Genomic DNA, 7,513 nt, shown 5'->3' with positions numbered 1-7,513 from the left:
CCAGCAGCACCGCCGCCACCGCGGCTGACGGTGGCGGCGGTGCTGCTGGCGGTGGTGTCGGGGTGCGGGCTGACCAGCGGGTCGCCGATGGTCGACGACGTGGAGCCGGGCACGGTCGGACAGGGAAAACCGCTGGAGGGCGCGAGTCTGACCGTCACCTCCAAGGAGTTCACCGAGCAGCTGATCCTCGGCGCGATCATGGGCATCGCCTTCCAGGCGGCGGGCGCGGAGGTGGTGGACCGGACCGGCATCCAGGGCTCGGTCGGCTCGCGGGAGGCGGTCGTCAAGGGCGAGGCGGACGCCGGGTTCGAGTACACGGGCACCGCGTGGATCACGTACCAGGGCAACAGCAGGCCGATCCCGGACCCGCGCGAGCAGTGGCTGGCGGTGCGGGAGGCGGACGCGAAGAACGGCGTGACCTGGCTGGAGCCGTCGCGGCTGAACAACACGTACGCGCTGGCCATGAACCAGGCCAACTACGAGCGGTACCGCACCCGCACCCTCTCGGAGGTGGCGGAGCTGTCGAAGTCCGACCCGGGCGCCGTGACGCTGTGCGTGGAGGGCGAGTTCGCCAACCGTGCGGACGGGCTGCCCGGCATGGAGAAGGCGTACGGCATGGACGTCCCGGCGGGCAACGTCACGCAGATGGACACCGGGATCATCTACACCCAGACCGCCAAGGGCGCCTGCGCCTACGGCGAGGTGTTCACCACCGACGGGCGGATCAAGTCGATGAACCTGGTGGTGATGGAGGACGACAAGAAGTTCTTCCCCAACTACAACGCGGCCCCGACCGTGAACAGCAAGACGCTGAAGAAGTGGCCGGCGATCGCCGAGGTGCTGGCCCCGGTCACGGAGAAGCTGGACAACAACGTGGCGCAGACGCTGAACGCCCGGGTCGACGTCGACGGGGAGGACCCCCATCAGGTCGCGTTGGACTGGATGGTGGCCGAGGGGTTCGTGAAGGAGGGGTAGCGGGGAGCGGGGCGCCGGGTCAGCAGCTCGGGACCGTGCCGGTGCCCTTCTCCAACGCGACCAGCGCGTCCACGGCGCCCTCGAGCGTGGTCACCGGCACCAGGCGCAGGCCGTCGGGCAGTTCCGCCTTCGCCTCGCCGCACTCGTCGCGCGGGACCAGGAAGACGGTGGCGCCGTCCCGCTTGGCGGCCTGCGTCTTCAGCGGCACGCCGCCCACCGCGCCGACCCTGCCCCGGGCGTCGATCGTGCCGGTGCCGGCCACGACCCGGCCGCCGGTGAGGTCGCCGCCGCTGCCGTCGCCGTCCAGCTTGTCGACGATGCCGAGGGAGAACAGCAGCCCGGCGCTGGGCCCGCCGACGTCGGCGAGCTTCAGGGTGACGTCGATGCCCTCGTTCTCCTGGCCCAGGTAGGTCAGCGCGGCGCGCGTGGCCTCGTCCTGGGACTCCTTCATCTGCTTCTGGTTGTACTGCTCGATCTCCCGTACGTCGTCCCCGCTGGGGTAGACGGCGTCGCGGGGCATGACCGCCTCGTCGGTGCGGAACCAGCTGTCGATCACCTGCGGCAGATTCACGCGGGTGTCCGGCGAGGTCGCCTCGATGGTGGTCATCCGCAGCTCGCCGGTGGTCTTCCGTACGGGGGCGCCGGAGATGGTGATGACCTGCTGCCCCTTGTTCTCGCCGAGAACGTCGGCCGTCATCCCGGGCTGCGCCACGGAGAAGGGCAGCGGCGCGAACACGGCGGTGGCCAGCAGCGCGGCGACCGGGGCGGCGCAGACGGCCAGGGCCTGGGGACGTGTGAGGCGAGTGAGCACGCAGCCAATCTAACGTGACGGGGGTGGGGGGCCGGCGGCCACCGGGGTGCGGGAGGCTGTTGCACGCCGGGTGCGGGCGGCACGGCGGCTGGAGGCGCCTGCCGCCTGCGGGCAGTCGTGCCGCTTGGGGCGGCACGGGTGGGCGCAGGCGGCACCCTTCAGCGGGCCCGCGCCCCACCACGTACGGCCACCGGGGTGCCGGGGACTGTCGCACGCCGGGTGCGGGCCGTGCGGGGCTGATCGCGCAGTTCCCCGCGCCCCCGAAGGGCGCTCCGCGCCCCAGACGGCCACCGGGGTGCCGGGGACTGTCGCACGCCGGGTGCGGGCCGTGCGGGGCTGATCGCGCAGTTCCCCGCGCCCCCTGAGGCGCGTTCAGCGCAGGGCTTCGGCCACCTCCCGGGCCGCCTCCACCACCCGCTTGCCGACGCGCTCCGGCACGACGTCCGCGAGCATCACCACCCCCACGCTCCCCTCGACGCCCGTGACCCCCACCAGCGGCGCGGCCGCCCCGCACGCGCCGGTCTCCAGCTCGCCGTGGGTCAGGGTGTAGCCGGGGTCGCCGGGGGTCTTCTGACGGGCGGCGAGGATCGCCCTGCCCGCGGCCCCGCGGTCCAGGGGATGCCGGAAACCCGCCCGGTAGGCCACGTGGTAGTCGGTCCACGACGGCTCCACCACGGCCACCGCGAGGGCCTCCGCCCCGTCGACCAGGGTCAGATGGGCGGTCGCGCCGATGTCCTCCGCGAGGGACCGCAGCGCCGGCATCGCCGCCTCCCGGACCAGCGGGTGCACCTGCCGGCCCAGCCGCAGCACGCCGAGCCCGACGCGGGCCCGTCCGCCCAGGTCGCGGCGGACGAGGGCGTGCTGTTCCAACGTGGCGAGCAGCCGGTACACCACGGTCCGGTTGACGCCCAGTTTGTGGGAAAGCTCGGTGACGGTCAGCCCGTGGTCCGTGTCGGCGAGCAGTTTGAGGACCCGTAGGCCCCTGTCGAGCGTCTGAGAGGTCTCCGCGGTCACGACGCCCACTCCTTCAGTGGTGAGGTCGGCGGCCCCTCGCTGCATGTGCGTCACCGGTCCCGGCGGTCACGCGCTTCAGATGCCGCCGATCGGCCGGCGGCCCGGACCAGTCCCGGGCACAGTCGCTTCACGGCTGCGCTCCGCGGCGGCGCTGCCACGGGGCGTGTGCGTAGCGGGACAGTAGCGAGCCGGTCCGCTGAGCGGAAGGCTCCGTCCAGAATCCGGTCACCAGTTGAACAAACTGGTCACTTTTGTCCCGGTGCGCTTGCGCGGTGACCGGTCCGGCACCGCTCCGGCACGCCTCACCGTCCACGGACGGCGCCCGGGCGTCTCACCGCATGCGGGTGGCCCACTCCTGGACCTTGGCGATGCGCTGCCGCAGCTGTCCCGCGGTGGCCTCGGCGGACGGCGGACCGCCGCACACCCGGCGCAGCTCGGTGTGGATCACGCCGTGCGGCTTGCCGCTCTGGTGGACGTAGGCGCCGACGAGGGTGTTGAGCTTCTTGCGCAGCTCCATCATCTCCTTGTGGGAGACCACGGGCCGCCGCTCGGCGGGCAGTTCGAGCAGGTCGGCCTCCTCGGCCGGCTTCTTCTTGCTGTGCGCGATCTGCCGGGCCTGCCGCTTCTGGAGCAGCAGCTGCACCTGGTCGGGTTCGAGGAGGCCGGGGATGCCGAGGTAGTCCTGCTCCTCCTCGCTGCCGGGGTGGGCCTGCATGCCGAACTCGGCGCCGTTGTACATGACGCGGTCGAAGACGGCGTCGGACTCCAGCGCCTCGAAGGGCAGCATGTCCTGCTCGCCGGTGTCCTCGTCCTGCTGCTTGTTCGCCTCGTCCATCTCCTTCTCGGACTCGGCGTACGGGTCCTCCTCGCCCTCCTTCTTGGGCTTGTCGAGGACGTGGTCGCGCTCGCGCTCCATCTCGTTGGCGAAGCCGAGCAGGTCCGGCACGGTCGGCAGGAACACGGACGCGGTCTCGCCGCGCCGCCGGGACCGTACGAAACGGCCGACGGCCTGGGCGAAGAACAGCGGCGTGGAGATCGTGGTGGCGTACACGCCGACCGCGAGGCGCGGGACGTCGACGCCCTCGGACACCATGCGGACGGCGACCATCCAGCGGTCGTCGCTCGCGCTGAAGTCGTCGATCCGCTGCGACGCGCCGGCGTCGTCGGAGAGGACCAGCGTGGCCTTGTGGCCGGTGATGTCGCGGATCAGCTTGGCGTAGGCGCGGGCGGACTCCTGGTCGGAGGCGATGACCAGGGCGCCGGCGTCCGGGATGGCCTTCCTGACCTCGGTGAGCCGCTGGTCGGCGGCGCGCAGCACGGACGGCATCCACTCCCCGCGCGGGTCGAGCGCGGTGCGCCACGCCTGGCTGATCGCGTCCTTCGTCATGGGCTCGCCCAGCCTGGCGGCGATCTCGTCGCCCGCCTTGGTGCGCCAGCGCATGTTGCCGCTGTACGACATGAAGATCACCGGACGGACGACGCCGTCGGCGAGAGCGGAGCCGTACCCGTAGGTGTAGTCGGCGGACGACCGGCGGATCCCGTCGTCGCCCTCCTCGTACGTCACGAACGGGATGGGGTTGGTGTCCGAGCGGAACGGCGTACCGGTCAGCGCGAGCCGTCGCGTCGCCGGCTCGAACGCCTCCAGACACGCCTCGCCCCACGACTTGGAGTCGCCGGCGTGGTGGATCTCGTCCAGGATCACGAGCGTCTTGCGCTGCTCGACCCGGTTGCGGTGCAGCATGGGGCGCACGCCGACACCGGCGTACGTCACGGCGACGCCGTCGTACTCCCGGCCGAGCGGGCCCGCGCTGTACTCGGGGTCGAGCTTGATGCCTATGCGGGCGGCGGCCTCCGCCCACTGCTTCTTCAGATGCTCGGTGGGCGCGACGACCGTCACCTGCTGCACCACGTGGTGGTGGAGCAGCCAGGACGCCAGCGTCAGCGCGAAGGTCGTCTTGCCGGCGCCGGGGGTGGCCACCGCCAGGAAGTCCCGGGGCTGCGCCTGGATGTACTTCTCCATCGCCCCCTGCTGCCAGGCGCGCAGCTTGCCGGCGGTGCCCCAGGGGGCGCGGCCGGGGAAGGCCGGGGACAGGTGGTGCGAGTGGGACGCGGAGCTGGCGGTGGTAGTCACGGTCTCCGGGAGGGTAGGTCGGGCGGCTCTGCTGCGTAGGACGACCGGGCCACCCTACCGATGGCCGGACGGAGGTAACGCCGGTACCGGGCCGGGACCGGCCGGGATGGGACTCAGGTCACACCCCTACTCAGCCAGGTCCCTCAATGCCTCCGAGATGCCCTTGACCTCGTCGAGCCTGCCGGTCGCCACGGCAATGACCAACTGTTCTGCTGCGTCGATGTCAGGACGCAACTGCACCCCGTTCAGCGCCAGGAAAACGACACAGGACACCCATGCCGTGCGCTTGTTGCCATCGACTAAGGGATGGTTGACGGCGAGGGACTGCAGAAGTGCCGCCGCCTTGTCGAACAGGTCGGCGTAGGCCTCCTGACCGAACATGGAAGCCGAAGGCCGATGCACGGCCGACTCCAGCAGCCCCGCATCACGCACGGCGATCCGCTGGTCGTCGACGGCGTCCTCGGCAATGGCCAGGACGTCCTCGGCCGTGAGATAGACGTACGTCACTTCAGCCGCTCCAGCAGCTCGGCCCACTTGGCGGTCTGCTCCTTGGCGGCCTTGCGAACCAGCGCCTGGTGCGCTGTCCGCGCCAGATAGTCGTCCACGGCCCGCAGCAGTATCGCGTGCATGCTGACGCCCTCCTCCTCGGCGCGCAGCTTCAGGGCTTCCGTCTGGTCGTCGCGAAGACGCAGGTTCATAGCCATACCACAATGGTACCACAGGGTGGGGTCAAAGTGGTACTACCTCCTCGGTCGTACCCGGGTCGCCACCCAGACACCCACCAAGGCCACCGCCGCCATCGGGAAGAACACCGCCGCGAACGCGGCCGGGTGCGAACCCGTGGCCTCCGTGGCCGCGTGGCTGACCGTGCCGCCGCCGAGCGCGGCGAACGCGGCGCCGCCGATCGCCAGGAGGAGCACGTTGGAGAGGCCGTCGGAGATCTGGAGGGCGGCGGAATTGGTGCCCGCCTCCTCGGGGGCGGAGAGGTGGAGCAGCATCACGCTGGTGGAGGAGATCACCAGCCCCATGCCGAAGCAGCCGAACGCCCACGCGACCGCGAGCGTCCAGGCGGGCACGGAGTGGATCAGCACGCTCGGCGCCGCCGCGATCGCGGACGCGACCAGCAGCATCCCCACGGTCATCAGCCGCTCCCGGTACCGCTCCAGGCGGGGCCGGGACTGCACCCAGGAGCCCAGCGCCCACGTGCCGCCGCCCGCCGCGAGGGAGAAGCCGGCCAGCGTCGGGCTGAGGCCGCGCTGGGTGACCAGCATCAGCGGGACGAACGACTCCGCCGCGATGAACGAGCCCGCCGCGACCCCGCGCAGGAGCACGACCGAGGGCAGGCCGCGGGCCGCCCGGTACGTGCCGCGCGGGAGCAGGCCGAGGACCGCCGGGATCAGCAGGGCCACGCCCAGCGCGCCCGGCAGCAGGGACGGCCACCGCAGGTCCTGCGCGGCGTACTGGAGCAGCCCCGCGCCGAAGGAGATGGCGAGCGCCAGCCGGATACGGCGGCGGTCGAACGAGGCCGGCGCCTCGGCCGCGTCCCCGACCGGCCCGGAGGCGAGCCGCCGTATCTGGGGCAGGGCGAGGGCCAGCGGCAGCACCACGATCACCGGGATGCCGAGGAACACCCAGCGCCAGCCGAGGTGTTCGGTCACCGCGCCGGAGGCGAGCGGGCCGACGATGGACGGCACGACCCACGCGGCCGCGAACGCCGCCATGATCGCCGGGCGCAGCCGCTCGGGGTAGGCGCGGCCGACGACGACGTACAGCGCGACGATCACCAGGCCGCCGCCGAGGCCCTGCACCGCCCGTCCGAGGATGAACAGCCACATCGAGCCCGCGGTCCCGCCGATCAGCAGCCCCGCCGCGAAGGAGGCGATGCCCCAGGTCAGCGGGGCGAGCGGGCCGCGCCGGTCGGACCACTGGCCGGACAGCACCATGCCGAACAGGCTGGTGGTGAAGTAGCCGGAGAAGGCGAAGGCGTACAGCGGAACGCCGTTCAGCTCGCGGGCCGCGACGGGCATGGCCGTGCCCACCGCCGTCGCCTCGAAGGCGATCAGCAGGACGACGGAGACGACCCCGATGCTCAGCGCCCGGTACCGGCGGCTGAGGACGGTGTCGTCGGGGACGACGGCCGGGGCGGGGGCGCCGGCGGGTTCGGCGACACCCGTGTCGCGGGGGTTCGGGGCGGTCATGCCCGCCAGAGTAAGGGCCACGGCCCTGGTTGACCCCTGTCGGGGGTCGGGACCGGGACCGGGACCTTGGTCCTAGGACCGGGGGGACTGTGAACGGGGGACTGTGAACGGGGCATGGCAGTCGCGTTGCACGCCCCGGAGTTCCCTTGAGCCCCGCGAGCGGACGGCCGTACGGTCGACACACCGGTCGGGGACGGCGAGGCGCCTCACGGCACCTCTCCCCCACCGACCGACACGGCCGTGTGCCCGAGTGGTTGAGGGGCTCGCCTGCAAAGCGAGTTACGTGGGTTCAATTCCCGCCACGGCCTCCACAGGGGGCGGGGGCTCGCCTGCGCTGCATCCATCAGCGAGCTCCGCTCGCGGGGAGTTACGCGGGTTCAATTC

The 7,513-nt window shown here is 72.1% G+C and carries 7 protein-coding genes and 1 tRNA gene; 2 read left to right on the top strand and 6 right to left on the bottom strand.

What is annotated here, in order from left to right:
* Nucleotides 1–24: 24 nt before the first annotated feature.
* A complete protein-coding gene (locus CCN29_RS23225) occupies nucleotides 25–975 on the top strand; it encodes a glycine betaine ABC transporter substrate-binding protein (protein ID WP_086684222.1) in 951 nt (316 codons plus the stop codon).
* A 19-nt stretch (nucleotides 976–994) separates the two neighbouring features.
* Here the strand turns inward: CCN29_RS23225 and CCN29_RS23220 are convergent, their stop codons facing one another.
* From CCN29_RS23220 to CCN29_RS23195, 6 genes are all read right to left on the bottom strand, one after another.
* The gene (locus tag CCN29_RS23220; RefSeq protein WP_086684219.1) at nucleotides 995–1,786 is read right to left on the bottom strand and encodes a S16 family serine protease; all 792 of its coding nucleotides are present in this window, start codon (nucleotides 1,784–1,786) and stop codon (nucleotides 995–997) included.
* 372 nt (nucleotides 1,787–2,158) lie between these two features.
* Complete coding sequence (locus tag CCN29_RS23215) at nucleotides 2,159–2,800, bottom strand: IclR family transcriptional regulator (protein ID WP_006134425.1); 642 nt, start codon at nucleotides 2,798–2,800, stop codon at nucleotides 2,159–2,161.
* A gap of 331 nt (nucleotides 2,801–3,131) precedes the next feature.
* Complete coding sequence (locus CCN29_RS23210) at nucleotides 3,132–4,931, bottom strand: DEAD/DEAH box helicase (RefSeq protein ID WP_031019461.1); 1,800 nt, start codon at nucleotides 4,929–4,931, stop codon at nucleotides 3,132–3,134.
* 126 nt (nucleotides 4,932–5,057) lie between these two features.
* Nucleotides 5,058–5,438: a type II toxin-antitoxin system death-on-curing family toxin gene (locus tag CCN29_RS23205; RefSeq protein ID WP_086684216.1), complete on the bottom strand. Its 381-nt coding sequence runs from the start codon at nucleotides 5,436–5,438 to the stop codon at nucleotides 5,058–5,060.
* Complete coding sequence (locus CCN29_RS23200) at nucleotides 5,435–5,635, bottom strand: ribbon-helix-helix protein, CopG family (RefSeq protein ID WP_086684213.1); 201 nt, start codon at nucleotides 5,633–5,635, stop codon at nucleotides 5,435–5,437. Before CCN29_RS23200 ends, CCN29_RS23205 begins: the two co-directional genes overlap by 4 nt.
* Nucleotides 5,636–5,671: 36 nt before the next feature.
* Entirely contained in the window at nucleotides 5,672–7,129 is a 1,458-nt protein-coding gene (locus CCN29_RS23195) for an MFS transporter (RefSeq protein ID WP_086684210.1), read from the bottom strand.
* Between the two features lie 236 nt (nucleotides 7,130–7,365).
* Here CCN29_RS23195 and CCN29_RS23190 point away from each other — a divergent pair.
* A tRNA-Cys gene (locus CCN29_RS23190) sits at nucleotides 7,366–7,440 on the top strand.
* Nucleotides 7,441–7,513 lie beyond the last annotated feature (73 nt).

The organism is Streptomyces pseudogriseolus (assembly GCA_002154585.1).
In the GTDB taxonomy this organism is placed as follows: Bacteria; Actinomycetota; Actinomycetes; order Streptomycetales; family Streptomycetaceae; genus Streptomyces; species Streptomyces pseudogriseolus.
The sequence above is the reverse complement of the archived record's forward strand: the minus strand, read 5'-3'. Positions and strand labels throughout refer to the sequence as shown.

Bases quoted from the DNA above. Each gene is read 5' to 3' on its own strand.
- CCN29_RS23200 (WP_086684213.1), bottom strand. From the start codon at position 5,635: ATGGCTATGAACCTGCGTCTTCGCGACGACCAGACGGAAGCCCTGAAG.
- CCN29_RS23195 (WP_086684210.1), bottom strand. From the start codon at position 7,129: ATGACCGCCCCGAACCCCCGCGACACGGGTGTCGCCGAACCCGCCGGC.